Origin of the sequence: Corynebacterium accolens (assembly GCF_023520795.1) — a bacterium.
GTDB lineage: Bacteria > Actinomycetota > Actinomycetes > Mycobacteriales > Mycobacteriaceae > Corynebacterium > Corynebacterium accolens.
The window spans coordinates 2,312,201-2,336,808 of the sequence record NZ_CP046605.1; the positions used below are offsets into that span (position 1 = coordinate 2,312,201).

At 61.1% G+C, this 24,608-nt stretch carries 17 protein-coding genes; 2 read left to right on the forward strand and 15 right to left on the reverse strand.

What is annotated here, in order from left to right:
• Window positions 1–350: 350 nt before the first annotated feature.
• The 12 genes from CACC_RS10875 to CACC_RS10930 form a co-directional block, all read right to left on the reverse strand.
• Window positions 351–1,907, reverse strand: coding sequence for an acyl-CoA carboxylase subunit beta (locus CACC_RS10875; protein ID WP_005279738.1), 1,557 nt, complete (start codon window positions 1,905–1,907; stop codon window positions 351–353).
• A complete protein-coding gene (locus CACC_RS10880) occupies window positions 1,882–6,639 on the reverse strand; it encodes a type I polyketide synthase (RefSeq protein WP_005279737.1) in 4,758 nt (1,585 codons plus the stop codon). Before CACC_RS10880 ends, CACC_RS10875 begins: the two co-directional genes overlap by 26 nt.
• A 90-nt stretch (window positions 6,640–6,729) precedes the next feature.
• Window positions 6,730–8,475, reverse strand: a complete 1,746-nt coding sequence (locus CACC_RS10885; protein WP_005279736.1) for a FadD32-like long-chain-fatty-acid--AMP ligase — start codon at window positions 8,473–8,475, stop codon at window positions 6,730–6,732.
• Between the two features lie 59 nt (window positions 8,476–8,534).
• On the reverse strand, window positions 8,535–9,455 hold the full coding sequence (locus CACC_RS10890) for a cutinase family protein (RefSeq protein WP_005279735.1): 921 nt from the start codon (window positions 9,453–9,455) through the stop codon (window positions 8,535–8,537).
• A gap of 33 nt (window positions 9,456–9,488) precedes the next feature.
• Entirely contained in the window at window positions 9,489–10,016 is a 528-nt protein-coding gene (locus CACC_RS10895; RefSeq protein ID WP_005279734.1) for a hypothetical protein, read from the reverse strand.
• 2 nt (window positions 10,017–10,018) lie between these two features.
• Complete coding sequence (locus CACC_RS10900; protein WP_005279733.1) at window positions 10,019–11,968, reverse strand: alpha/beta hydrolase-fold protein; 1,950 nt, start codon at window positions 11,966–11,968, stop codon at window positions 10,019–10,021.
• A gap of 250 nt (window positions 11,969–12,218) precedes the next feature.
• On the reverse strand, window positions 12,219–13,238 hold the full coding sequence (locus tag CACC_RS10905; RefSeq protein ID WP_005279732.1) for an alpha/beta hydrolase: 1,020 nt from the start codon (window positions 13,236–13,238) through the stop codon (window positions 12,219–12,221).
• 139 nt (window positions 13,239–13,377) lie between these two features.
• The gene (locus tag CACC_RS10910) at window positions 13,378–15,072 is read right to left on the reverse strand and encodes an arabinofuranosyltransferase AftB family protein (protein ID WP_005279731.1); all 1,695 of its coding nucleotides are present in this window, start codon (window positions 15,070–15,072) and stop codon (window positions 13,378–13,380) included.
• Between the two features lie 54 nt (window positions 15,073–15,126).
• Window positions 15,127–16,107 carry a decaprenyl-phosphate phosphoribosyltransferase gene (locus CACC_RS10915; protein ID WP_005279730.1) on the reverse strand — a complete coding sequence of 327 codons (981 nt, stop codon included), beginning with the start codon at window positions 16,105–16,107 and terminating at the stop codon, window positions 15,127–15,129.
• Complete coding sequence (locus tag CACC_RS10920; protein ID WP_005279727.1) at window positions 16,104–16,616, reverse strand: phosphatase PAP2 family protein; 513 nt, start codon at window positions 16,614–16,616, stop codon at window positions 16,104–16,106. Before CACC_RS10920 ends, CACC_RS10915 begins: the two co-directional genes overlap by 4 nt.
• Complete coding sequence (locus CACC_RS10925; protein WP_005279725.1) at window positions 16,606–18,558, reverse strand: glycosyltransferase; 1,953 nt, start codon at window positions 18,556–18,558, stop codon at window positions 16,606–16,608. Before CACC_RS10925 ends, CACC_RS10920 begins: the two co-directional genes overlap by 11 nt.
• Window positions 18,559–18,700: 142 nt before the next feature.
• Window positions 18,701–19,288: a three-helix bundle dimerization domain-containing protein gene (locus tag CACC_RS10930; RefSeq protein WP_005279723.1), complete on the reverse strand. Its 588-nt coding sequence runs from the start codon at window positions 19,286–19,288 to the stop codon at window positions 18,701–18,703.
• A gap of 165 nt (window positions 19,289–19,453) precedes the next feature.
• Between CACC_RS10930 and CACC_RS10935 the strand changes: the two genes are divergently transcribed.
• The gene (locus CACC_RS10935; protein WP_005279722.1) at window positions 19,454–21,313 is read left to right on the forward strand and encodes a chorismate-binding protein; all 1,860 of its coding nucleotides are present in this window, start codon (window positions 19,454–19,456) and stop codon (window positions 21,311–21,313) included.
• On the forward strand, window positions 21,310–22,062 hold the full coding sequence (locus tag CACC_RS10940) for an aminotransferase class IV (protein WP_035108575.1): 753 nt from the start codon (window positions 21,310–21,312) through the stop codon (window positions 22,060–22,062). The genes CACC_RS10935 and CACC_RS10940 overlap by 4 nt, the downstream gene beginning before the upstream one ends.
• 102 nt (window positions 22,063–22,164) lie before the next feature.
• Here the strand turns inward: CACC_RS10940 and CACC_RS10945 are convergent, their stop codons facing one another.
• The 3 genes from CACC_RS10945 to glf form a co-directional block, all read right to left on the reverse strand.
• Entirely contained in the window at window positions 22,165–23,094 is a 930-nt protein-coding gene (locus CACC_RS10945; RefSeq protein WP_005279719.1) for an alpha/beta hydrolase, read from the reverse strand.
• Between the two features lie 26 nt (window positions 23,095–23,120).
• Window positions 23,121–23,333 (reverse strand): hypothetical protein, encoded by a 213-nt coding sequence (locus CACC_RS10950; protein WP_005279717.1) that lies wholly within the window; start codon window positions 23,331–23,333, stop codon window positions 23,121–23,123.
• Between the two features lie 62 nt (window positions 23,334–23,395).
• Entirely contained in the window at window positions 23,396–24,592 is a 1,197-nt protein-coding gene (gene glf, locus CACC_RS10955; RefSeq protein WP_005279716.1) for a UDP-galactopyranose mutase, read from the reverse strand.
• Between the last annotated feature and the right edge of the window lie 16 nt (window positions 24,593–24,608).

Below are 24,608 nucleotides of genomic sequence, written 5' to 3' on the forward strand. Positions count from 1 at the left end.
GATCCGAACCGGCTAGCACAGCAGGAAGTTGTGTACGGTATTTCCCAGTCAAAGACCGGTTATCACCGTAGAAGAGTGAAAAGGGCTAGTACCACTAGCCCAGACCCACTAACGAGCCAACCTCAACCACGCATCCTGCCGTCTAGCCTCGGAGCCTTAAATCTGTGCGAACGTTCTCAGCTTAGAACGGCAGCTTGAATGGCACGCCTGCTGCGATCTGGTTGTAGGCCCAGTAAATGTAGCCGATGATTTCACCAATCAGGTCGAATGCGCTGGACAAAGCAAACAAGGTTTTCTCCTTCAACTGTCACGAAACTCTTATTTGGGTATCGTAACGCCATAGCACCGCGTTACATCGGTGCAATATTGTGCTTTTTGGGCAGGTCATGCGCAGACTTTGTGGCCAATTGCCGCAGCGCCTGGCGCAGGGCAATGCGCGATTGATTCGGTTGAATCATGGCATCCAAGTAGCCGCGTTCCGCTGCCACGTAGGGTGCCGTCATGGTCTCATCGTAGAAGTCCATGAACATCTTCTTGGTCATCTCGCGCTGCTCTGGGGTCTCGGCGGCCTCGAGCTGCTTGCCCGCAATCATCACGACTGCTGCGGCCGCACCCATGACGGCGATCTGCGCGGTAGGCCACGCCAAGTTAATATCGCCGCTCAAGTTCTTCGACCCCATGACGGCATAGGCGCCGCCGTAGGCCTTGCGCACGATGAGCGAGACCTTCGGCACGGTCGCTTCCACGACGGCGAAGGCGAATTTCGCACCGCGGTGAATCAGACCCACCTTCTCCTGCTCCACGCCCGGCAGGTAGCCCGGCGTATCGACGACGAAGACGAGCGGGACATTGTAGGCATCGCAGATGCGAATGAAGCGCGCGCCCTTATCGGCGGCATCGGCATCGATGCAGCCGGCCAAGTGCATGGGGTTATTGGCCACAAAGCCCACCGTTTTGCCGTCGATGCGGCCAAAGGCGGTGATCATATTCGGCGCGAAGTTTTCTTGGATTTCGATGAGCTCATCGTCATCGCCAAGCTGGGTGAGCAATTCCATCATGTCGTAGCCGGCGTTGGTGTCATCCGGCATGAAGGAATTCAGATCCTCGTCCTCGGTGATTTCGGCATCAGAAGGCGCGGGAAAGGTCGGCGACTCATCAAAGCAGGTCAGCGGCAGGTGATCCAAAATATCGCGCACCATGTCAAAGGCGTCTTCCTCAGAATCCACCACGGCGGAGACGTTGCCGTTGAGCTCCTGCTGGCGGGCGCCGCCCAACTCAGCGGAGGTGACGTCTTCACCGGTAACCTCACGGATGACATTGGGGCCGGTGACATACATTTCCGCTTCCTCATCCACGGCGATGACAAAGTCAGTGGTCACCGGCGCGTAGACCGCGCCGCCGGCGGATTTACCCATAATGATGGAAATCTGCGGGCTGCGGCCTGATAGCGGCAGCTGGCGGCGGGCGATTTCGGAGTACATCGCCAGCGAGGTCACGGCGTCTTGAATGCGGGCACCACCGGAATCTTGGATACCGATGACCGGGCAGCCAATCTTGATGGCCATATCCATGATCTCAGTGACCTTCTTACCAAAAGTCACACCCACGGAGCCGCCGTAGACCGTCTTATCGTGGGCATAGATGCACACGGGCCGGCCGGATACGCGGCCATAGCCCGTGACCACGCCATCGGAATAGATGGCCTCCGGGTCACCCGGGGTCTTGCCCAAGGAGCCGGTTTCGACGAAGGAACCTTCATCCAAGAGCTCGTTGATGCGCTGGCGAGGGGTGGTACGGCCTGCCTCGTCGCGGCGTGTGCGGGAACGCTCGCTGCCTGGATCTTGCGCCTCTTCTAGGCGCTTGCGCAGGTCAGCGAGCTTCTCAGCGGTTGTTTGCTTGGCCGCCACGTATCTTCTCCTCGATCCAATCGTTCATATGCTTGCCCACGGTGCCAATGGCTGGCTCGTCCGGCACTGCCAAGTGATCGCCGGGCAGCTGCACAATATCTAGATCCTTAACGATAACGCCCCAGCCGCCATCCGGATCAACCTCAGCGTAGCGCGGCTCCAGCTCGATCGCACCGTCATGCATCCGCTCGGAGCGGAAAAGCAGCACGGGGACGCTGACATCGGCCCAGCGGTGGAAATCGATCTTGGCCAGAATCTGGTTATCCACGAAGGACGCCCGCTGGTGCTCCAAGACGCCGGCGGATAGGCCGTGTTCGGAGGCATCCGTCGTGGCCAAGAATTCCGCCAGCATGGTCATCAGGGCATCCTCGCCCATGGTTTCCAGCATCTCGTACGGAGGCTCGAAGTCCAGGCCATAGGTCTTCTTGGCAAAGGCGGCGTAGCGCTCCCACCGGGCGCGGGTTTCTTCCGGCGTATCCGGTGCCGGGTGGGAAGGCTGCGTGGTATCGAGCAAAGCGATGAACGCGACCTCGGCGCTCTCCTCCCCGCGCTTGCTGCGCTCTGCCAGCTGGTAGGCCACCTCATAGGCCAAGGCGCCGCCAAAGGACCAGCCGCCCAGGACGACCTTGCGGCCGCGCGCATAGCGAACGATGTCCTCGATATAGGCGGCGGCTCGCTCTTCTAAGGAGCCTTCAATCCTTTCCACGCCGTAGACGGCGACATCCGCTGGCAGCCGACGGGTCAGCGGCTGGTAAACCACCGTGGTTCCACCGGCCGGGTGGAACATGAATACGGCTGGGCCATCGGCCTCGCGCAGGACGCGAATATTGCCTTCCACCTCGGCCTCAAGGCCCTCACGGACCAGGTCAGCCAAGGTTTCCAGCGCCTCAGCGTCGAGGACCTGCTGCGCGGTGACATCGATGTGGGCACGATCGCGCAAGCGCTCGGCAATCTGTGCGGCCACTTCTGCAGAGATTTCCGGAAGCGGCGAGGTCACGCCCGCCGGGGCCTTGCCGGTAATGCTTGCCCACGTGCCAAAGACCATGCGCTCAGAGGCATCGCGCGGGGCGACGCCCACGCCCTGCTCCGAGTCTTGGGTGGTCTCGTCTGCTGCGGACGCGGACTCGGTAGCCGGAGCAGCATCGGCACTGTTCTCACTATTATCTATGCGGCCGCCGGCAACGGCCTCCTCGACCATGGTGATGACGTCTGCCAAGGAGGCATCGCGAAGCGCCTGCACCTGCAGCGGTGGAATCTGGAAGTCATTTTCCACGCGGTTTTTAATGCGCATGCCCATCAGGGAATCGAGGCCCAAGTCAATCAGCGGCAGCTCGCGCGGCAGATCCGAGACGTCATAGCCCATGGATTCGGACACGATAAGCGCCAGGCGGTCCTCGACGGTCTCTTGCCGCGGATCCCAACGCACCGCGTCTACACCCGCGTCATCGGCAGTCGGCTCCGGGGCGGCGCTGCCCTCTGGCACCGCCGCGACCCCAGGGATCGCACCCGCGCCCAAGTCCAGGCCGGAGGCAAAACCTTCCGCCAAGAGCTCAGTCCGGGTCTCCTGCACGCTGTAGACGGCGATGGACATGCCGCCGATGGACGTGGTGACCACGGTGGTAATTTCCCCGTACGGCGGGAGATCGCGGTGTTCCTCCGCGGCCACGATGTGTGCCCCAGGCTGCACCGCTTCTGCGGCGGCCTCCACGATGGCCAGCGTGGACGGGGCCTGATCCGCGTTGGTGGAAAAAGCCACCTTGCCCTCCGGCAGGTTCACGCGAGTACCGGGCAGACCGGAGACCCCAGCCGAGGGCCGCGCATTGGTCCAGAAGCGCTGGCGGTTGAACTGGGTATACGGCGCTTCTGCCTGCGCGCCCGAGCCCACTACGGCGGCGAAATTCACCGGGGTTCCGGTTACGTAGAGCTTGCTCAATAGATCCAACAAAGACTCGGTGGGCTCCACCTTGCGCTTTAGGCTATACAGCAATTGCGCATCGGCCTTGCCCACAGCAAACGCGGTAGACATAAGCCCCATGAGCGCCACCGGGTTCGGCGAAATCTCCACCAACTGGGTGTGGCCTGCAGCAAAGGCCTGTTCCGTAGCGTCCTGCAGATACACAGGGTACCGGGTCATGCGCAGCCAGTAATCCTCATCGTGGACGGTGGCGCCGGGGCGGTAGACCTCACCCTTATCCACGGAAGAAAAGAGCGTCGTGTGCAGCGGGCGGGCCTCCATGCCGGCGATGGCAGCTTCGAGCTCGCCCAAGATCGGATCAACGGCAGAGGTATGCCCCGCCGCCTTCACGTTGAGCGCGCGGGCGAATTTTCCTTCCCCATCGAGTTTTTCCACCAGGTCCAGTACCGCCTGGCGCGGCCCGCCCACGGTGGTCATGCCGGGGCCGGTATAGACGGCTGGTTCGATAAATGCATCGAGGGCGGCGATGTCCTCGGCGGACAGCTCGACGACGGCCATGGCGCCTTGGTCGGCCTCGCTTAGCGATGCCTCTCCCTCACCCATCAAGCGCGCGCGGTGGCAGGCAATGATCATCGCATCCTGCGCGGAAATGCCACCCGCGGCATAGGCCGCGGCGATCTCACCCATGGACATGCCCATAACGCCCGCTGGGCGCACGCCGAAGGAGGCCAATAGATCCGTCAGTGCAATCTGGATGGCGGTGATGGCAACCTGCGCGGTTTCCGTGTCATAGGTTTGAGAATCGTCCTCAACGATGTCCAGGATCGACCAGCCAGATTCGAAATCAACGACCTCGTCGAATTCTTTCAGCCGCGCGCTAAACAGCGGCGAGAGGGCGATCATGTCCTTTGCCATCTTGCGGTGTTGGGAACCAAAGCCGGAGTATACGAAGACCGGCCCCTGTACCTGCGGGGAATCCGCCGCGGCGATGCCGACAGACACCTTGCCCTCGGCCACCTGGCGCAGGCGCTTAATGGCCTCTTCAATGGAGCTGGCCATGACGACGGCGCGCGAGCGCGCGTGGTTGCGGCGCGCGACCGTGCGCGCTACATCGGCCAAGTCTGGCTGTTCTGCCTCTAAGAAATCCGCGAGCAGCCCCGCCGCACGCGCGCGGCGGGAGGGCAAGAGGCCGGAGACCGGCAGCGCCACCGTGCCGGTGGATAGCTGCGGCTCGGTGGTACGCGGGGTGCCCTGGTAATCCGTCAAGACGACGTGGGCATTCGTGCCGCCAAAGCCAAAGCCCGATACGCCGGCCACCTTTTTCCCGGAGTATTCCGGCCACTCGCGCGGGTCTTCAACGACCTCGAGGCGCTCGGCCACGAAATCGATATAGCGGTTCGGGCCAGCGTAATTAATATTCGCGGGGATAATATCGTGCCGCATGGCCTCGATGATCTTGATGAGGCCCACGACGCCCGCGGCGGATTCGGAGTGGCCGATATTGGTCTTGGCAGAGCCCAAGAGCACGGGCGATTCAATCCCGCGCCCGGCACCCAGCACGCGACCGAGCGCGCTGGCCTCGATGGGATCGCCCAAGATGGTGCCCGTACCGTGGGCCTCCACATAATCCACGTCCTCGGGCGCCACGCCCGCATCCGCGTAGGCGCGGCGCAGCACGTCTTCTTGCGCTTCTGGGTTGGGTGCGGTCAGGCCATTCGAGTGGCCATCAGAGTTGACGGCAGAGCCCTTGAGGACGGCTAGGATTTCATCGCCATCGGCCTCCGCGTCCTCTAGGCGCTTGAGCACCAGCACGCCGGCGGCATCGGCACGCACGATGCCATCGGCGTCATCGGAAAAAGCATGAATGGCGCTGGTAGGAGAGGTGACACCCAATTCCGAAAAGGCGGTGGAGGCGTGCGGAGCGGCCAAGATATTCACGCCACCTGCCAGCGCTACATCGGCGGCGCCGGTGCGCAGATCCTTGATGGCATGGTCGACCGCAACCAAGGAAGACGAGCAAGCCGTATCCACATTGATGGATGGGCCGCGGAAATCCAGGGCATAGGAAATGCGGTTGGCGACGACTGCCGAGGAATTACCCGTAAGCGCATAAGGGTGCATCTCCGTGGGATCGGCCGTAATCAGCATGCCGTAATCATTATTGGTTGAGCCCATGTACACGCCCGTGTGCGTGCCGCGCAGCTCATTGGCAGGAAGACCAGCGTTCTCCAGCGCGTGCCATACCAACTCGAGCAGGATGCGCTGCTGCGGATCCATGTTCGCGGCCTCCAACGGCGATAGGCCGAAGAACTCCGCATCAAAGGATGCAACATCGTCGATATAACCGCCATCGGTATTTTGCTGCGCGATCTTCTCGCTCATTGCCGGATCGGCGCTGTATTCAGACCACCGCCCCACCGGCAGCGGACCAGTGCCCGCGCGCGATTCCGCGAGCATGGTCCAAAATTCCGGCACGTCTTTGGCGCCTGGGAAACGACCGGACAAGCCGATAACCGCAATATCAGTACCCTGCGCAGCGCGAGTCGAGCGCTGCACGCGCGGGGCATCGTCGCGCCGCCCCGCGGGCTCAGTGAGCAGGCGATTGGCTAGGAGCTCAATCGTGGGGTACTCATACGCCGCCGTGGCATCGAGCCGCGTGCCTAAGAGTTTTTCTAATTCACCCGATAGCACTACGGCATCTCGTGAGGAAAGACCATAATTTTCCAGTGGGGTGGAATCTAAAATCTCTGTGGCGGCAACGCCCGTGGCCTGGGATACCCAGTCACGCAGCCATGCACGAAGTTGCTCGATGGTCATAAACCGTCTTTCCTAGTGGGGTTAATAGAACGACAAATACCTATATCGCTCTATTTTGTCACCTTGTTAACTTAACGTCCGAATCCGGCTTTAAGCTTGGTAGTCCTTTTTTGCCACGCGGCGGGCAATCTTATGCGAGGAGGTGCGCTTAATTTCGCCCGGCGCCTTCCACACGATATCGCTCGGGGTAATGCCGTGATTCTTCGTCACGGCCGTGCGAATCGCCTCACCGGCGGCGGCGTCGCCAGATGGATCCGCGTCATCGGCGCGCTCCACCAAGAGAACCAAGGACTCTGAGTTTTCGCCCTCTACGGCAAAGGCGGCGACGGAATCTGGGCGCACGTGCGCGGATGCGTCCTGCACGGTGCCTTCAATATCTTGCGGGTAGTGGTTGCGCCCGGCGACGACGATGAGATCCTTAAGCCGCCCGGTGATATACAGCTCGCCCTCGATGATGGTGGCGAGATCGCCGGTGGCCATCCACCAATCATCCTCCGGCAGGCCATCCTGGATGCGCTCACCCAGGGTATTGCGGAAGGTAGCTGCGGTTTCTTCCGGGCGGTTGAGATAGCCCGTTGCCATATTTTGCCCATGCACCCAGATTTCACCAATGGTGCCTTCTGGGACCTCGGCCTTGGTTTCAGGATCCACGATGGCTAGGTGCTGGAACGAGACGCCCTGGCCATTCGAGGCGAAGGCAACCGTTGCCGCAGACTTTTCTTCAATAACCGCCTTACCGTCCGCCAATTTCTCGCGGTTGAAGTGGGAGATGATCGGGCGCTTGTCACCCTGTGCGGTAGAAACGATGAGGGTGGCTTCCGCCAAACCATAGGAAGGGCGCAGCACGGAGCGCTCGACGCTGAAGGTGTCCAGGAATTTCTGCACGGCTGGTTCCGTCACCGGCTCAGAACCAATGAGGATGCCATCGACGTTGGAGAAATCCGCGTCCTTGCCGTAGCGCGCGGCCAATTCCAGGGCGAAATTGGGCACGGCGGTATAGGTTTTCTTCTCATCCCCCGGCTGGCGGCTGATGCGCTCAACCCACCGGTTGGGGTGTTGGATGAAATCGCGCGGGGTCATCAAATCCAATTCGATGCCCAGAATCGTGGTGAATAGCGCCAAGATGATGCCCATATCGTGGTGCATCGGCAGCCACGAGACCACGCGCGGCGGAAACTGCATGTTGATCGCGCGGAAGATCTGCAGCACATTGACCAGGATCGCGCGGTTGCTCAGCTCCACGCCGGCAGGGGTGCGCGTTGAGCCGGAGGTGTACTGCAAGAAGGCGGTGGATTCCACGCCCTCGCCGGCAACCGGCTTCCACGACGCCGCCAAGGAATCTGGCAGCGCATTGATGGAGATGACGCGCGGGCGCTCCCGCTCGGTGGAGAAATAGGTGCGCACCGCTGCGGCCGATACGCGGTTGGTCAACACAACGGTGGGTTCGCAGTCAGCAAAGACCGCCTTGAGGTGATCCGCGTGGCCTGGCTCATTCGGATCATAGAGCGGAATCGGGGTCATTCCCGCGTACATCGCGCCCAAGAAACCAAAGAGGTACTCGGGGGAGTTGCCCGCCAGGATGGCCACGCGGGTACCGGGTTCTGCGACCTGTTGCAGGCGCGCTGCCACCACTTTGATCCGGGTATTGATCTCTTGACGGTTGAGCTCGCGGGAGGTGTCTCCCTCATCGTAGAGCCACTGGCGGATTACTACCTGCGAGGTATCCGTTTCTGCCTGGTAGAGGGTCTCTGCCAGGCCCGCCAAGGTGAGTTCTGCGGGGAGGGCGATATTGCCCTCGGCATCAAAGAACTTCCCCATGAGTTGCTGTATATCCATCGATTCTCCTTTGGTAAATGGTTTTGTCTTAAAAAATATCGATGTGTTAGCGCCTCATGTTACACGGCGTCGATGACCCGGTGGGCCCAGTCCACGACCCACTGGTTTGCAGTAGTCCCATCAATCACGCCGTCATTGCTGGCGTACTGCGCATGCACCCCATTGGCCCCGATCAAATCCTTGGCGCGTTCCAAACCATTGCCCACGCCGGTGGGAGCATCACACACGGAGTCATCCGGGGCACAGATCTGGTAGGTCCTATCCGCGAGCTCGCCGAAGCCATGCGGGCGCGCGCCGCGCATGGTCGCTCCAGGCACGATGGGCTGGACGAGCCCGGAGACGGGCTCCAAGGCAATCTCGGCACCGATTCCGCCGAGCGCGTGGCCTGGATTTTGGCCCACGCCGTTTTCACGCCGGCCATCTGCGATCAGCGCCACGCCAGCGATATTTTCCGCCGGGATCACGCCTTCGCCACCGCCAATATCATCGGCCACATCGCCGGCGATGACCGCACCTTGGGAAAATCCGCTCAAAATGAACTTGGTCTGTGGGCAGCTATCGTGCATGCCGCGCAGCTCTTCATTCATCTTCGCGGTGCCCTCATTGCGGGAATCGTCGTAGCTCATCTCCTCCTGCGCATTGATATTTTTAAATTGCGCAGTATACGGAAGGGTCCACACCTTCACATCATCCCCGTAGGCCTCCCGCAACGGCTGCGTAACAGACAGCATGAACGAGCGCGGATTAGCAGAAGGGTTCAAGGGATCATCGTCTGCCGCGGATTCCCAGGTGCCTGGCGCGGAAATAAACTCCACTGCTGGGCACCAATCCGGCTGAGATGGTTCCGGTGGTGCCGCAGACTCTGACTCCTCGGGGGCGCTAGGCCCCGCCGAGTCCGAGGTCGTGAGGTAGTGCACCGCCCCCGCGCCGATCACAACGAGGAGGGCGAGGACGGCAACGACGGTAATGATTTTTCGCATGAACTAGTTGTACCCGGAAAACCTCAAAGGAAGCTAGCAAAGGGCTGAACGTGCGTTGTCCTGCAGCAGCTTGGTGAGCTCGTCAAAGTCCTTATCAGAGCGTTGCTGCTCAATCAGTTGCCCGGCCACTGCGGGAATGGTGATTTCATCTTCGCCGCAAGCGCCCTGGCCAGCACCGAGGAGCTGATCTTCTACCCCATTGACGTTCACGCCTGCATCCTTCAACGAATCCAGATACGCAGCCTCTTCCTTGGGCAGCTGCGCGGACGGGATTTCAGAGATCTCACGGGCGCCGCGATCCTCCGGGGAGTTCGCGGAACCAGAGCCGTTCCGCGGCTCAGCGGAATCCTTGGAATCGTCCTTGGACTCGGAGGGCTCCTGCGAGGAGGAAGCACTGCTAGATGCAGACTCGCTACTGCTCGTGGTCGATTCTTCGGAGGTCTTTTCGCGCGACAGCGGCGCCACCGAAGTGTCGTTGCCGGAGTCACTATCCACGGTGGCAGAGTCACACCCTGCCAAGCCGAGGCATAAGACCGCTCCTACGATGGCTAATTTACGCATGCTTACTTCTTTTCAGTCTGTACGCGGCCCATGACTTCACTGATCGTTCCGTGCTGGAACTCCTGCTTCAATCCACCAGCTGCGATTTCGGAGTAATCAGAGGTGGGCCAGCCAAATTCGCCGTGCTCCCAGCCCTTCTTACCCCATTCATCCATGATGGCGCCCTTCAAGATGTAGTGCGCGCCGGATTCTGGGGACCAGTAGATGGAGCCATGTTCAAACTCCTGGAAGAAGCCGCCCTCGACCTTCTTCTCGCCGTCCGTGGGGAAGCCCAGTGGGGATTCGACACCGCCCATATCCTTGTACTTTTTGCCAATGGCACCAAAGGACACCTGGTTCTTGCCGTCCGGGTTGCGGGTCAGAATGCCGTTTTGGAATTCCTGGGTAAAGCCTTCGCCCACCTTCTTGACCGCGCCGGTCGGGTACTTCAGATCGCCGCCTTCGTAGCCCTTCTCGCCCCACTTCTTGAACATGTCGCTGGTAATTTCCCAGGCGCCGGTCTCTGGGCTCCAGTAAATGGAACCGTGTTCGAAGTGCACGAAGCGTCCCTTGCCATCTGGCGTTTTAAGCTCATCGGACTTCGGGAAGCCCAACCAGGAGGTAGGACCACCGATTTCCGCATAGCGGGCGCCAATGCGGCCGTGCAGGGCGTGCGCACCGGTCTCCGGGGACCAGTACGCCGTACCGGTTTCGAAGTCTTGTGCCTTGCCCTTATCGGCAACGTCATATTCGTTATTCAGGCAGGAACCGATGTGGCCTTCCTTGGTGGCCTTGGCGATCTCGCCTTCGGTCTGACAGTCCGCACCGCGGTCGGCCTTGTCAATGTTGAGGGCATCCGCAATGTAGGGCCATGCATTTTGCATCTCAAATTGCCAGAATTCCCAGCTGTGCACGCCGGAGGGGCGGAATTGCACCACCGGTTCCACATTGGCGCGCTTCGCGTAATCCACGAAGGTCTGGGTGGACATACGGGAGATGACCTCCAAGCCCATGCCGGCCAAGCTTGCCTGGCCCTTGGCCACGGAGGTGGCATTGCCAAAGTCATCCTTGCCGTTACCGGCAGAGACATAGACCTGCATGTCCTTGAGGTTTTCGATGCCCAGCTTTGGATCGTGGTCGATCCAGTCCTGCGAGGCCGGCTCGCCCCACATCTTGCGGGAATCGAAGCCACCGGCATCGCGCTGCGCAGCCATGATGGCCTGCGGCATGCCGCGGGTGGTCGTATCAAGGTAGCCGGAGAACGAGCCCACGAAACCAAACAGGTACGGGTTGCGCTCCGCCAGGTTGATCGCAGCGGTACCGCCCATGGACAGCCCAGTGACCGCGCGCTTCTGGTTGGAGCGGTATTCCTTATCCAAGATGGGAACCAATTCCTTGGTCAGGAAGGTCTCCCACTTGTAGTTCTTGCCTGCATCCGGCTGCTGCCAGTCGGAGTAGAAGGAGGATTCGCCGCCCACCGGCATGATGAGGTTGACGTTGCGGTCCGCGTACTGGTTGAGGATATTGGTCTCAATGGTCCATCCGGACTCGTCATCGCGGGCGCGCAGGCCGTCGAGCGCCCATACCTCAGGGAACTTCTTTTCCGGCTGCGAATACCAGTCGCGCGCGAGCTGGATCTGCACCTTTTGCTCTTGATCCGGCATCGCTGCGGACTTGATATAGACCATCAGGTGGCGGTTGGACAGGTACTCCACACGGTTGATCTTTACGCCATCCGGCAGGCCCTCTACCTCTGGGTACTCGGTCTCCACTGGGGTACGAGCCGGCGGATCCTTGGGCGCAAAGTGGTCAGACAGGCTGCCGCCACCGCCTGGCTGAGCAGAGCTAATATCACCAAGTGAGCTTTGGGCTGTGGCATTGGGCAGCAGGGCCAGTCCAACGGCGATGGCGGTCGGTACGGCTGCTACCGCAAGCCCCTTGCGGGCCTTGCCCGGGGAAGTGTTTTTGCGCATAGGTAAACGTCCTTGAAGATTTACCGCGGCTACATTCCGAAGGTTCCCCTCCTCCGGACTGCCGCCTGCGGCGTGAGCTGTCTATTGTGCGCTTAAGTTTAAGTTGAACTTGAGGCTTAAGAAAGGCTGACACGCCGGAGGCAATTTATATCACCATTTATTGCGGTTCGGACGAGGCTGAACTCAAGCCCTATTACAGACGCAAAAAGTCCCCTACCACAAGGTAGGGGACGAAAGCGTCAAAAGGCTTTTACCAAGCGTTCATAACGTTGAGAACCTGCGGCTTCGACTTCTCCAGCTGGTAGCCAAACTGTAGCCAGTTGTGCAGCCCCTGTGCCGGGTAGTCCACGGTCGGGTTCAGGCCCTGCAGGCGAGCTGCACCTTCCCAGACGTGGGTGGTGATGCGGGAACCGACCTCAAGGGCAGCACCGGCTGCTTGGTGCTCTGGGAGGTAGCGCTGGCGGTCAAGGTCGCCCGGGATACCGGTTGCGGCGGAGATGTAGACATCGGTATTGCGCAGCTGCGGGATGAGCAGCAAGGGGTCATTCTGGAAGCGCTTCGGGTTAAACAGCGAGCCGTACATCGCGTTGATGTTGAACCCGCCGGCATCCAGCATGGCAAAGCGCATGAAGGTCTGCGCGCCCGGCACCGTCGTGGTCAAGTAGCCGGAGAAGGACAGCGCCTGGCGGAACTGGTCATTGTGCTTTGCAGCCAAGGTCAAAGCAGAACCAGCGCCCATGGACAGGCCAGCAATGGAGTTATTATTGCGGGCCACGCCGAAGTTGCTCTCCAAGTAGGCGGGAAGCTCGCTGGTCAGGAAGGTCTCCCACTTGTAGTTGACCGGCTCGTTCGGGTCGTACTTAGCGGGTGCCTGCCAGTCAGCGTAGAAGGAGGACTCGCCGCCTACCGGCATGACCAGGGTGATATTGTGCGGCTCGTAGGTACGTGCCGCGTTGACGTCATTGACCCACGCGTTGGTGCGGTCGGTCGCACGCAGTCCGTCCAAGAGGTACAGGCCAGCGTTGCCGCCATTCTTTGCGGGCTGGATCTGCACTGGGATATTGCGGCCCATCGACTGAGACCACACGTCGCAGCGCTGGACCCACCAGCCCACCTGGTCCCACTCGCACGTGCCAGTATTGTCCGCACGCAAGAAATCGCGGTGAGCTGCGTGCGCCTGCTGGGTGCCGCCTGCCACTACGGCAAGACCCAGCGCTACGGCGACTGCCATGATGACCGAAAGGACGCGACCCCTAATAGATGCAGTCATCTTTCTCCTTCACAAAGTATTTGGTAATTGTCACTTAGCTTTATCGCTCGGAATCTGTGAACCGTTAACATCCCGACGCGAAAGCCTAACTAGCAAGCAGTCTAATGCACTCCCGGGCCAAATGTTGCATCTTCCCCCATCAGTCCAGGTAAGACCCCGGATCGGAAGTGAAGGAAAGCGTCCGCCCGTCTGTCAGGGAAAATTTAATGTTTTCCCAGAATCGGCCCCAAGTTAAGGGATCCCTGTACGTGGCAAAGAGTTCCTGAAAATCGGCATCGTTAAGCGCGGTGCGGGCCTTGCGGGCCGCGTCCTTATCAATCCAGAACGGCACGGAATCAATATCGGCCGCGGAATCCGCCACCTGCCACGGCATGCCCAGGCTCTTATCGTGGCCAATCCGCCCGCCCTCGATGCGGGGCTGGCGCGCTGCCAACGGGTTGCTCAGGCCAATCTCATCGAGCACGCGCACATCCAACGGGGCATTCATGGAGGTAAGCCCCAGGTTGAGGTAATACACCGTGGGCGGATCCGTGCGCGAAGGATCCCCCTCGGTAGCCAGCCAGGAAGGGCTGCCATCGTCTTGCAGGTAGCGGAAGGTCATGGCATCGCCATCCTCCAGCTCCTTAATCGCGTCCGTATAGCCGTGCATCATCTCGCTGCGCAGGAACTCTTCGGCGTGGCGGGGCGGTTCATCCATCCGTGTAGTGTGGGTCCAAAAGTCGCGCTCGTCCACAATGGAAATATCGCTGTCATAGACGGCTGGATCCACCGGGTGGCCGCGCAGCGCAACGATGATCGCCCACACGGCGCAAGCGACAGAAGCCACCCATACCCGCAGGTTCACCACAAAAATGGGAAGTAGGGCGGCAAAAAGCGGCAAAAGCAGCATGCGGCCGTGCATGAAATCGCCGCCCACCCGCAGGACATACAGGGTGTGCAGCACAGCGGTTCCGACGAAGATGTAGACGGCGCTTGCGGTAGAGCGCAGCTGCGGCGGGCGCAGCTCAGCCTTCCAGAGTGCGGCTACCACCAGCACGACCAGCGGCAGCACCAACCAGTAGGGCCCAATGAAATCACCGAGGTAGGTAAAGCCCTTTCCCCATTCGGAGCCACTGGCGGATTTCGCCACCGCCGTATGCGGGGTCAATAGACCGTAATATCCCATGCGGAAAATCTGGTAGCCCAAGGGCAGCGGCAGGGCGATGGCCAGCACCTTCCACGAGCGCGTGGAAACCAACAGCACGATCCCCACGATGCCGCCGTACAGCGCCAGCTCGGGGCGGATGAGCCAGGACAGCCCGGCCCAAAAGGCGAGCCAATACGCGGCGGAATTCCCTCGCTCGTGGCGGTGCGGGCGCGCCCACTGCAGCAGCAGCCACCACAGCATGGCCAGGTAAAATAGGCACAGGCCCCATTCCAGGCCGGAGGTAAAAAAGTCACGCGCCGGCGGCAGCGCCACATAGACCAAGGCGCCGGCCGGGAGCACGATGCCGGAGTGCATGCTTGCCGATGCCCACGTGCCCAGCACCATCGCCGCCACGGCTAGGACCAGCCCGAGGTAGATGGCGATGGATTCTAGCTCAGCATTGCTGGCCCACCGCACCGCTAAGATGAGGTATTGCCACAGCGTGGAGGTATTGGCCTCAACGCGCTCGCCCACATTGAATACCGGGCCATTGCCTGCCTCTAGGTTGCGGACGGTGCGCAGGACGATGAGCCCGTCATCGGAGATCCAGCGGCGGGCGAAACCGCCCCAAAACGACAAAACACCGACAACAATGATTGCCGCTGGCGCGCTCCAGCGCGCGAGGTTCTTGTTGTCGGTGTTACACACGGGGTGAAAGTGTATCAGCCCCAGCGCGGTTTACCTTATCGAAATTCCTTGTGCTTAAAACAAGGGCATGACGTAGACGGCCATAGCGATACAGGCCAGCCAGGCGATGGCGAGGAATTGCAGGGTGCGGTCCCCCAACGCGATTTCTTCCGGGGCTCCGCCCTGGCCGCGGTCCACGTCGGCGGCATAGCGCAGGATGGCGATGGTAAACGGCACCATGGAAATCTGGTACCACACGCCACCGGAGGTTGCGGCATTCGCCAGCTCAAAGCCCCACAGGGAGTAGAAGACCACCACGGCGGTGGCCGCCAGCGTCCACACAAAGCGCAGGTAGGTCGGCGTATATCCCTGCAAGGATTTGCGGATCTTCGCGCCGGTCTTTTCCACCAGCAAAATTTCGGCATAGCGCTTACCAGAGGCCATAAACAGCGAGCCAAAGGCGGCGACCAGCAAGAACCATTGCGAAAGCTCAATATCGGCGGCCACGCCGCCGGCCATGGTGCGCAGCATGAATCCGGAGGAGACCAGAGCGATATCGATGACCGGAATGTGCTTCCAGCCAAAGCAATAGCCCAGCTGCAGGGCGATGTAGACCGCCATGACGATGGCCAGCTCTAGCCCCGCGGTGGCCAAGAAGGACAGCCCGATGGACAGGCCAACGAGCACCACGGCCATGACATAGGCCACCTTGATGGGCAGCACGCCCGAGGCGATAGGGCGGAAGCGCTTGGTCGGGTGCTCCTGGTCCTCGCGCCAATCCTTGGCGTCATTGATCAGGTAAATGGAGGAAGCGCCGAGGCAGAAGACGATGAAGGCTAGGAGGACATCGACAAGCACGCGCCCGTGAAAGAGCGAGTCCGCACCGGCCGCGGCGGGCGCGGCCAGCACGAGGATGTTTTTTACCCATTGCTTCGGGCGCAGGGCCTTGACCATGCCATCGGCCAAATTCTTCGGCGGCTTGCGCTTGCGGCCGGTATCGACACCGGACGTATGCGGCTCCGAATAGAGAAAGTGCTGATTCTCAGCCTCACTCATGCGTCTTTCTCCTTCGTCATTGCCCGCGCGGTGGCAGCGCCAATGGCTGCGCCCGCGACGGTATCGGTTGGATAATGCACCCCGAGCACCATACGCGATGCCATCATTACCGGCACTCCCACAAGCGGGATCTTGGACCCCGTCAGGCGGGAAAGGCCCACCAAGAAGGCGGTGGTGGAGGTGGCATGCGAGGACGGGAAGGACAGGCGCGAGGGGGTTTTCACCCCAACTCGCACGTAGGAATAATCGGGCCGCTTGCGCCGCACGATGCGCTTGAGCACCACGCTTGCCGCATGCGCGGTAAAAGCCGCGGCACCGATCCGAATCCAGTCTTCCCGGCGCTTTTTGTCCAGGCTGGCGCCTAAGGCCGCGCTGCCCAACCAGCCCAGGGCGTGCTCGCCCAAGTGGCTTAAACCGCGGGCGGTGGGCACGACACCCGGCACGTCAAAGGCGGCGTTCTGGATGGATTCCAGGACGCGGGATTCTGCGATGGAAAGCTTATTGGGCATCAAAAACCTTCTTCCAAGAGGACCGCGCCGTCAATTCCGGCAACGCGGCGCGGTAGCGTGCCCGCAGGTCATCGAAGTTTTCTTCAATTTCCTTCAGCAGGCCACGGGTTTCGGCGATAAGCTCCTTGGCCAAATCGCGGTCGCGCTTGCGGAAGGCTACGCCCGTGCCGCCGGCCGTGGACACGGTGGCGGAATCCAGGCGGGACAGAGTGAACCAGCGCGCCTCTTCTGGGGTGAGGTTCAGCTGCGGTGCCGCGTGGTGCGCCGGATCCTCCTTGCTCAGCAGGTGCTTAAGGCCCTTGGCCGCCCACGGCAGCTTTTTGACCTTGCCCAGGCGGCCGCCCACATTGCGGGTGGGAACGCCCGGCGCGCCGGTCGGCGCTGGCAGCTGATCCGCGGATTCGATGATGACCGCATCCGAGTAGTTCTTGCGGATCTCCGCGATGCGCGGCAACGAGGTATCCAAGATATCGAAGAGGCGGTCTGGCCCCGCAAGGAAGTCCTTCATGGCCTCAATTTGGATGGCCATGGTGGAGTATTCCATGCACATAGTGTGCTTGAGCGTGGATTTAAAGATAGACCTAGTAATGCCAGATACTGCGCCATCGTGGTACAGCGAGGCCACGATCAGGCGGTTGCGCAGGTGGAAATAGGCCTGCCAGTCAATGGCATCGTCCTTATCCGCCCAGGCCATGTGCCAGATGGCCGCGCCTGGCCAAGTCACGGTTGGGAACCCATTGCGGGCGGCGCGCAGGGAGTACTCGGTATCGTCCCACTTGATAAAGAGCGGCAGTGGCTGGCCGTTGGTCTCTGCCACCACGCGCGGGAAGAGGCACATCCACCAGCCGTTATATTCCACGTCCACGCGGCGGTGTAGGTCGCGGGAATCGTACTTCTTTGGATCCAGGCGGGTTTCTGGTGTGCCAATAGCGCGCAGCGGGTACTTGGCAAAGTCGTGGTCGTACACGGCGTGCGGGGCCGCGCCCCACATGAAGTCGGAGCGATTGACCTGCTCACCGGTGGTGCGCAGCTGGGAGCGCTCCTGCAGGTTGAGCATCTGCCCGCCGACGATGATCGGCTTTTCCGCATAGCGCGCGGCCTGCACTGCGCGCAGCACGGAGTCCGGCTCGATGGCGATGTCATCGTCCATGTACAAGATGAAGGGCGAATCGGTGTTTTCCAGCGCCTCGTACATGATGCGGGAATAACCACCGGAACCGCCGAGGTTGCCCTGGCGGAATTCGCGGAAGCGATCGCCAAAGTGGTCTACCGCCTCGTCGTATCCGGGCTCATCGGCTGGGTGCTGGTTGCCCTGGTCCGGCATGAGGACGAAGTCGATGATCTCATCCACCACGGGATCTTCTGCCAGCGCCTGCAGGGCGGCGACGGCGTCCGTGGGGCGGTTGAAGGTGGGGATGCCGACGGCGACGCGCTTTTCGGAAGGGGCAAGCTCGGTGCCATCGGGAAGCGTCTGCGCTGCCGGGGCCTGCGGGGAGCACCAGGCTGCATCCGACAACGTGGTTTCCTTTTCCGCGGTGATATCGAACCACAGCCAGCCGCCATCCTCGAAGTTCTTCAGTGGCAGCTCAAACTCGTGGTGGCCGGTGCCCACGAGATGGTTGGCCACGGAAATGCGCTGGCCATCCTGCTTGGAACGGTACAAAGAAACGTTGGCCTGGCCCTCGATCTCCAGGCTTAGAACCACCGAGCGCAATTGCGACCAGCGGCGCCAGTAAGAGGCCGGGAAGGCGTTGAAGTAGGTTTCAAAGGAGGCTTCCTCGCCGGCCGGGATGGTCACGGCGGTCCGGTTTGTCCAGCTCAAGCGCTCGCGGTTTTGCTCCGCCTCGATGAGGTAGAGCATGCGTACGTCAAAGGGTTCGCCGCGCTTGGGCAGCAAGATTCGCTGCAGGGGCTCATATGCCGAGGTGTTGTTGGCAGTCACGATTGCTTCGATTCTCCAAACGATTTAAACAGTAGTCAGCGACCTAGCGTAGTTGTTTTCGCGCGACTGCTCGGGTTTACACGCGGACAATAAAAGAAGGGCCGAGGAATTCCTCCTCGGCCCAGGGCTTATGGCGCCTCCCTTATGCGCTCACGCGCTCGGTCACCGGGTCGATTCCCAGCTTGTTCAGCATGTAGTAGACGCGGGCCTCGAGGTCATCGGCAAGCTCGCGGGCTTGCTCAACGGTCTCAGCCGGGGCGATGTCCCAGATCTTGATGTCCTTGCCGGCCTCATCGCGCTCGACCTCGCGGCCCAGGTACACGATGTAGTCCGGCATGGCCACGGTCCGCACCTCTTCGAGGTACTTCTTGGGAGCCTGACCCATCCCGCGCTCGCTCATGACGTGGGCCAGGTGGTCATTGCCGTCATTTTCCGGGTGCGCGGCGGCGGTATCGACGTAGAGCGCCGCACCGGCGTGCTTCTTGGTGAGGTCCGCTGCAGCCTTGGCCAGGGCGTGGTTATTGCCCGCGGCGAAGCGAACGTGGATGCGGTGGGCACCGAAGAACTCGCGCACCTCGCGCTCTACCAGCACGGGGATGAATTCCACAAGCTCGGCGTGGGCGGTGTGCTTGGCGATGACCTCGTCCAGCTTCGCATCGATGTCAGCACGGGTATATCCGTGACCGTACTTGGTGTGTAGGTCATGACGGAGGGTTTCAAACTGGTTCATTGTTATCCCCTTTCCTGGATTCTTTCCCCGTTTGCTTTTTGTTAACTTAAAGTTAACCTTACAGCGCGGTGTGACATACGTCAATTGATTGGTCATAACCCAGTAGTTAGCCCTCGCGTGGAGCAAGTTACGCGTGGGGCGCGCTGGACTATAGACTCTGCCTTGATGATCCTGCTCATTGATAATTACGACTCGTACACGTTTAACCTCGCGCACCTCATCGCAGAGGTCTCTGGAACCGAGCCCCTCGTCGTTCCAGCGGGCGAGGCCGCCGGCATCCCAGAGCACGTGCGCGCCGGCGAGTTCAGCCACGTGGTTATCTCCCCTGGTCCAGGGACCCCGGAGGAAGACAACGACTTTGGCATGTCCCGGCGCGTTATCGAGGCGGCCGCCGCAGCGCGAATTCCCCTGCTCGGCGTCTGCCTTGGCCACCAGGGATTGGCGATGCTCGCCGGTGCCCGCATACGCCGCGCGCCCGAACCGCGCCACGGCTTCGTATCCACCATCAGCCACTCCGGCGAGGGAATTTTCGCCACCATCCCGCAGGATTTTCAGGCGGTGCGCTACCACTCGCTGCACATTGAGCCCGCCCCCGGCATCACCGTGCACGCCCGCAGCGAGGACGGCACCGTCCAGGCCCTCAAAGTCGATGGCCTGCCGCATTGGGGCGTGCAATTCCACCCCGAATCGGTACTCACCCAGCACGGCGCGACCCTGCTGCGCAATTTCCTCGGCGGTTTTCGCCTGCTCCACCGCGAGGTCCCCGGCGCGATTGACTGCCCACGGGTCTTCGCGGCGCTGCAGGCAGACGGCAACGACGCCTTCTTCTTGGACTCCGCCGACGCGCGCGGGCGCTATAGCATTCTTGGCGATGCCACCGGTCCGCTTAGCCGCTCCTTTCGCTACCGGCTTGGCGATGCCCCCGATATCCTCACCACCCTCGAGCGCGAGCTATCCACGCAGGTCTTTGACGCGCCGGATTTACCGTTTACCGGCGGGGTAATCGGTTACTTGGGCTACGGATGCGCGCAGCTTACCTTGCCCATCCAGCTGCGCCACCGCTCGCCGTATCCCGATGCCTACTTCATCCGGCCGCAGTCCTTCCTCATCTACGACCACCACCGGCAGGTGACCCACCTGTGCTGCCTCGACGGCGACGGTGCCCAGCGCCTGCTTGACCGCCTGGAAAGCGCCGTGCACAGCGCGCAACAGGAGGAAAGCGAGGGTGGTGGCGGGGCATCGGCAAGCGCGGGCGCCTGGCGCACCACCGACTACCTGGACCGAATCCAGCGCGCCCAAGAGCTTTTGCACGCCGGGGAAAGCTACGAGGTCTGCCTGACCGATACCTATACCGCGCAGGCCACCGGCGATATTTATACAGCGCTGCGCCGGCACAACCCAGCACCGTACGCGGCGCATCTGGTATTCGACGGCGTGGAAATCTGCAGCGCCTCGCCAGAGCGCTTCCTCAGCGTGCGCGATAACCGCGTCGAGGCCAAGCCCATCAAGGGCACCATTCCAGCCCACCAGGACCCCTCCCTGCTTCGCGACGACCCCAAGACCCGCGCCGAAAACCTTATGATCGTGGACCTTTTGCGCAACGATTTATCCCGCGTGTGCGAGCCCGGCACCGTGCGCGTTCCAGGGCTGATGAACGTGGAAAGCTACGCCACCGTGCACCAGCTCGTCTCCACGATTACCGGCCAGCTGCGCCCCGGCACCACCGCGCTCGATGCCATCCGCGCCGCCTTCCCGCCCGGCTCCATGACCGGCGCGCCGAAGCTGCGCACCTGCGAGATTATCGATGCCCTCGAGGCAGGACCCCGCGGCGTCTATTCCGGCATCGTGGGCTACCTCGGCTATTCCGGCGAGGCGGATTTCAGCGTGGTGATCCGCACCGCGGTGCGCGCGGCTAACGAGGTCACCGTCGGTGCCGGCGGCGCCATCGTCCTCGATTCCGATCCCGCAGCCGAGCTGGCCGAAAGAAACCTCAAGGCCCAATCGGTACTCGGGGCGTGGTCATGAGCTCCTATATCTGGCGCGACGGCGCCTTTATCCCCTGCACCCCACCAACCGCTTCCTGCACCGTGGCCGATTCCTGGCGCCATTCGCAAGGCCGCACGCACGGCCTCCAGCTCCACCTGAAGCGCTTCGAATCCGTGGCTGGAGCCTTGCCCGCCGGCTTCGTCCCCGCCATGCTGGAGCTGCTTTCAGGCGGCGAGCTCTTCCCCCGCATCGCCCTCATAGCCGACGAGCTTTACCTCGATATCCGGCCTGCCCCGGCTCCGCGCGCCCACACGCGCCTTACTTATACACAGGCCCCCGATCCCCGAGTGCGGCCTCTAGTCAAAGGCCCGGACCTGCCCGCCCTGGCCGCCTACCGCGAGCAGTATCAGGTAAGCGGCACCGATGACACCGCGATTGTCGATGCCCACGGCGCTATCGCAGAAATCACCACCGGCGCGCTCATCGCCTGGGACGGCGACACCCTCCTGCTTCCTACCGGCGTGCGCCTGCCCAGCGTGACCCTGCGCCAGGTCCTGCACCGCTGCAATGACGCAGGACTTTCCACCGTTCAGCGCCCGTTGACCCCGGCACTCGCTGCGGAATGCCCTCTATGGTTTATCAACTCACTGCACGGCATCAGCCCTGTCAGCTCTATGCACACACCACACGGCACCATCACTCCGCCACCGCACCCAGAGGCCGCCAGCTGGCAAAACTGGTGGTGGCAGGGTTTTAGCACCGAAACTATGGGTGAACACTACACATAACACTCAACACAACACTCAACATGTGCAGTGTTGTGTTGAGTGTTGGGTGTTGTGTTGAGTGTTCACGCCGAGATTTCTATTAGCTCGGGCAGATCGCGGCCTTTAGCCTCGGCCCCGCAGCGCACGCTTTAATTCGCTGCCGATAATGGTGCGCGCAATCAACGCATCCGAAATAATCCCGCCCATCTGGACGAACGGATGAACTTGGCCTTTAAATTCGATCGAGCTCACTACATTTCCCGCATTGAGCATTCGCTCAACGTAGTCACTTACCTCAGAGACCAACGGATCAAGCTCACCGGTAATCACCGTCGCTGGAGGTAGCCCCACCAGATCGCCATTCCTGCCGGGTGACATACGGATATCCGTGCGGTCTGCGGTGCCCGCGTAAGAATCATAAAAATAGTTAAGGCGCCGCCGGGTGAGGTAGTAGCCGTCACTAAAATCCGAATGGGATTGCGTGTCAAAGGTGGATAAATCCATGACGGGATAGATCAACACTTGATGAGCCAGCTTATCGCGCAGTTCTTGTGCAATCACCGCTGCGATATTGCCGCCCGCGCTGTCTCCGCCCACGGCAACGCGCGTTGGATCGATGCCAATCCCCAGTTCTCCTTGTAACACCCCGTCTACTACTGCACGGCAATCATCTAGTGGTGCTGGGAAGGGGTGTTCCGGTGCACGGCGATAGTGCACGCTGATACAGATGATTCCCGCTTCTGCGGCAATGTCCCGCACGGTTGTATCCGTGGTCTCTAAATCCCCCAGCACCCAGCCGCCGCCGTGGAAGAAGATGAAGGCAGGCTCTGCTGGCTGGGCATCGGAAAGCGCGGGCTCCTGTGGTATATAAACCCGCACCGTGACACCGCGCACCGAGGTCTCGTACACGGAAGCCATCGGGGTTTTCTTGCCCCAAGCCGCTGCCGTCTTCTGCTGGGCGGCGCGGTTTTCTTCAGGGGTGCGCGTGTCCAGCTGCGAGGCATCCCTGTTCAGCTCGAGGAATTTTTGGGCTTCGGGCTGAATAAACACCATAAAAATACTTTCCAGTACTGCACCTATTAAGCGATGCGAGCACTCATCATAGCTGGGTTGGATAGCGGAAAGGCCCGCCGGGTGTTCCGGCAGGCCTTCTTTGCTTGCTGCTTTTTCTTATCGGGAATGCGCGTTGCGCGGCTGCGCAGTTTCAAATGCTCCTGGAGCCGCTCCGGGGACATCTTCCACATGCTGCGGTCCGCGTGCCCGGGCTTGGTGTATTTCTTGCGTTGAGCCATGCCGTCACCTCCTAACCTGTGAGGTGACTAAGCATAGCGTGCCCAGGGCGGATTAGCAGCTCTTAGTGCCCGCGCTCTTGCTCGATGGCCTTGCCCTCGTTCCAGAAGGGCACGAGCTTGTTATCGAAAAGGGAGAGCGCAGCGCCGATGGCCATGTGCATATCCAAGTACTGGTAGGTGCCCAGGCGGCCGCCGAATAACACCTTGTTCTCCTTGGCTTCTTGGGCGGCTAGTTTGCGGTACGCCTCCAACTTGGAGCGATCCTCCGGGGTGTTGATGGGGTAATACGGCTCATCGCCCTTATCGGCAAAGCGCGAGTATTCCTTCATGATGACCGTCTTATCGGAGGGGTAACGGTCCTTGCGCTCTGGGTGGAAGTGGCGAAACTCGTGGATGCGGGTGAAGTCCACGTCGGCATCGTTGTAGTTCATCACCGGGGTGCCCTGGAAGTCACCGGTCTCGAGCACCTCGAGGTCGAAGTCCAAGGTGCGCCAGCCGAGCTCGCCTTCGGCGAAGTCGAAGTAGCGGTCCAGCGGGCCGGTGTAGATAACGGGGGCGTCCGGAGACTCGGCGCGCAGATCATCGCGCACATCGAACCAATCGGTATCCAGGCGGACCTCAATGTTTTCATGATCCGCCATGTTTTCTAGCCACGCCGCATAACCATCGACGGGCAGGCCTTCATAGGTGTCGTTGAAGTAGCGATTATTGAAGGTGTAGCGCACCGGCAGGCGGGTGATATTGCTGGCCGGCAGTTCCTTGGGGTCGGTCTGCCACTGCTTGGCGGTGTAGTCGCGAATGAACGCCTCATAGAGCGGACGGCCGATAAGGGCAATGGCCTTTTCCTCCAGGTTCTTGGCCTCATCCACAGAGAATTCGCCGGCCTGGTCCTTGATCAATTCGCGGGCCTCATCGGGTGAGTAGTACCGGCCGAAGAATTGGTTGATAAGCCCTAGCCCCATGGGGAATTGGTAGGCGGTGCCATCGTGCATGGCAAAGACGCGGTGCTGGTAGTCGGTGAAATCGGTGAACTGGTTACAGTACTCCCACACCCGCTTATTGGAGGTGTGAAAGAGGTGCGCGCCGTATTTGTGCACTTCAATTCCGGTGGTGGGTTCCGCCTCGGAGTAGGCATTGCCGCCCAGGTGCTCGCGGCGCTCAACGATGAGCACCTTCTTTCCCAGCTGGCTAGCGGCCCTTTCCGCAACGGTCAGGCCAAAGAATCCGGAACCAACAACGATGAGGTCATAAGAAGTCATGGCTCCCACTTTATTG

Excerpts from the sequence above, each read along its gene's own strand:
- glf (WP_005279716.1), bottom strand. The coding sequence starts at position 24,592 with ATGACTTCTTATGACCTCATCGTTGTTGGTTCCGGATTCTTTGGCCTG.
- CACC_RS10880 (WP_005279737.1), bottom strand. The coding sequence starts at position 6,639 with ATGACCATCGAGCAACTTCGTGCATGGCTGCGTGACTGGGTATCCCAG.
- CACC_RS10905 (WP_005279732.1), bottom strand. The coding sequence starts at position 13,238 with ATGACTGCATCTATTAGGGGTCGCGTCCTTTCGGTCATCATGGCAGTC.
- CACC_RS10900 (WP_005279733.1), bottom strand. The coding sequence starts at position 11,968 with ATGCGCAAAAACACTTCCCCGGGCAAGGCCCGCAAGGGGCTTGCGGTA.
- CACC_RS10895 (WP_005279734.1), bottom strand. The coding sequence starts at position 10,016 with ATGCGTAAATTAGCCATCGTAGGAGCGGTCTTATGCCTCGGCTTGGCA.
- CACC_RS10885 (WP_005279736.1), bottom strand. The coding sequence starts at position 8,475 with ATGGATATACAGCAACTCATGGGGAAGTTCTTTGATGCCGAGGGCAAT.
- CACC_RS10920 (WP_005279727.1), bottom strand. The coding sequence starts at position 16,616 with ATGCCCAATAAGCTTTCCATCGCAGAATCCCGCGTCCTGGAATCCATC.
- CACC_RS10890 (WP_005279735.1), bottom strand. The coding sequence starts at position 9,455 with ATGCGAAAAATCATTACCGTCGTTGCCGTCCTCGCCCTCCTCGTTGTG.
- CACC_RS10940 (WP_035108575.1), top strand. The coding sequence starts at position 21,310 with ATGAGCTCCTATATCTGGCGCGACGGCGCCTTTATCCCCTGCACCCCA.
- CACC_RS10950 (WP_005279717.1), bottom strand. The coding sequence starts at position 23,333 with ATGGCTCAACGCAAGAAATACACCAAGCCCGGGCACGCGGACCGCAGC.
- CACC_RS10930 (WP_005279723.1), bottom strand. The coding sequence starts at position 19,288 with ATGAACCAGTTTGAAACCCTCCGTCATGACCTACACACCAAGTACGGT.
- CACC_RS10915 (WP_005279730.1), bottom strand. The coding sequence starts at position 16,107 with ATGAGTGAGGCTGAGAATCAGCACTTTCTCTATTCGGAGCCGCATACG.
- CACC_RS10935 (WP_005279722.1), top strand. The coding sequence starts at position 19,454 with ATGATCCTGCTCATTGATAATTACGACTCGTACACGTTTAACCTCGCG.
- CACC_RS10945 (WP_005279719.1), bottom strand. The coding sequence starts at position 23,094 with ATGGTGTTTATTCAGCCCGAAGCCCAAAAATTCCTCGAGCTGAACAGG.